Raw genomic sequence first — 1422 nt, forward strand, 5'->3', positions numbered from 1 at the left:
TAATGCTGTTCACTTAAGCATTTGAGTCCAAGCCGAGGTTCACCGAAAATCCGATGCCAGACCTCTGGCATCGGATTTTTTATGTCTGTTCAACAAGACCTGCTCGACCTCGGCGACCTTTTCAACTTCTGCGACATGAGCACCTTCACCCAAAACATACCCATGGAGTGGGTAGCGTCTGCGCTGGATCTCTCCAGTCAGGCAACCATTCGCCGACGTCGCCTGCCCGCTGACCAAGTGCTCTGGCTGGTACTCGGCATGGCGTTGTTTCGTGATGAGCCGGTTCACGAGGTCGCCAGACGCTTAAACATTTGCGCCCAAGGCCTAGCCTCTGACCACTTGTTGGCCCGCAGTGGTGTAACCGAGGCGCGCAAGCGACTCGGTGCCGATCCTGTTGAGTGGTTATTTCGCAAAACTGGCACTCAATGGGGCGCAGAGCGCTATGACGATGATGCTTGGCAGGATCTGCAGGTATTCGCGGTAGACGGTGCGCTGTTGCGCACCCCGGATACGCCCGAACTTCGAGATCACTTCGGGTCGGGAAATACTCCGAGCGATCGCCAGACGCCGTTTCCGATGCTGCGTCTGGTAGCGCTGATGAATGTGCGTTCGCACGTGATCCTGGATGCTCAATTGAGTCCTTACCGACGCAGTGAAATGCGCTTGGCCGACGAGTTCTTGCAGCAGATTCCCGACCACTCGGTGACGTTATTCGACAAAGGGTTCTGGGGTGCCGAACTGCTGTCGAGCCTGAGTTGTGCGGGCACCAACCGTCATTGGTTGATCCCGGCAAAGAAGGGGTTGGTCTGTGAGGAAGTGAGCCGTTACAGCCAGCACGACCGCTTGGTGCGCATGAAAGTCTCGCCGCAGGCCAGAAAGCGAAACCCGGCTCTTCCATCGCACTGGGAGGTACGCGAAGTCAGCTATGAAGTTCAAGGCAAAGTGAAGACCGTCATGACGTCGTTGCCGGCCAACGCCTACAACACCAAGGCCGTTGCCAAGCTATATCAGGAGCGCTGGGAGATCGAGCTGGGTTTCAGGGACATCAAGAGTTCGATGCAGCAAAACGCAATGACCTTGCGCAGCAAAAAAGTCGAGCTGATCTATCAGGAAGTGTGGGGACTGTTGCTGGCTTACAACGTGATTCGTCGGGAGGCCAGTCAGGCGGCGGTGGCGTTTGGCCGAGCACCCTCGGACATCCGTTTCAAACCGGTTTGTCAGTACATCGCCGTGCAATTGATTGTGATGGCAGCGGCCAATCCGATTTCAGCTACAGGAAGACGTTTGGCTGAGCTAAGAGCAGGTGTTGGAGGCTTATTTCTGGATCACCGCCCAAGGCCTTCGAGGCCAAGGACGGTGAAAATTTCGAAAACCCGGTTTCCAGTAGACCGTAAGGCTGCTCCGCTTAAGTGAACAGCATTA

At 55.8% G+C, this 1422-nt stretch carries 1 protein-coding gene; it reads left to right on the forward strand.

Features of this window, described 5'->3' with window-relative positions:
- The first annotated feature begins 81 nt into the window (after positions 1 to 81).
- Positions 82 to 1413 (forward strand): IS4 family transposase, encoded by a 1332-nt coding sequence (locus QK293_RS27435; RefSeq protein ID WP_282383492.1) that lies wholly within the window; start codon positions 82 to 84, stop codon positions 1411 to 1413.
- Positions 1414 to 1422: the final 9 nt, after the last annotated feature.

The sequence above is a fragment of the Pseudomonas sp. AL03 genome (genome assembly GCF_029960815.1).
Classification (GTDB): Bacteria; Pseudomonadota; Gammaproteobacteria; order Pseudomonadales; family Pseudomonadaceae; genus Aquipseudomonas.

Excerpts from the sequence above, each read along its gene's own strand:
- QK293_RS27435 (WP_282383492.1), top strand. The coding sequence starts at position 82 with ATGTCTGTTCAACAAGACCTGCTCGACCTCGGCGACCTTTTCAACTTC.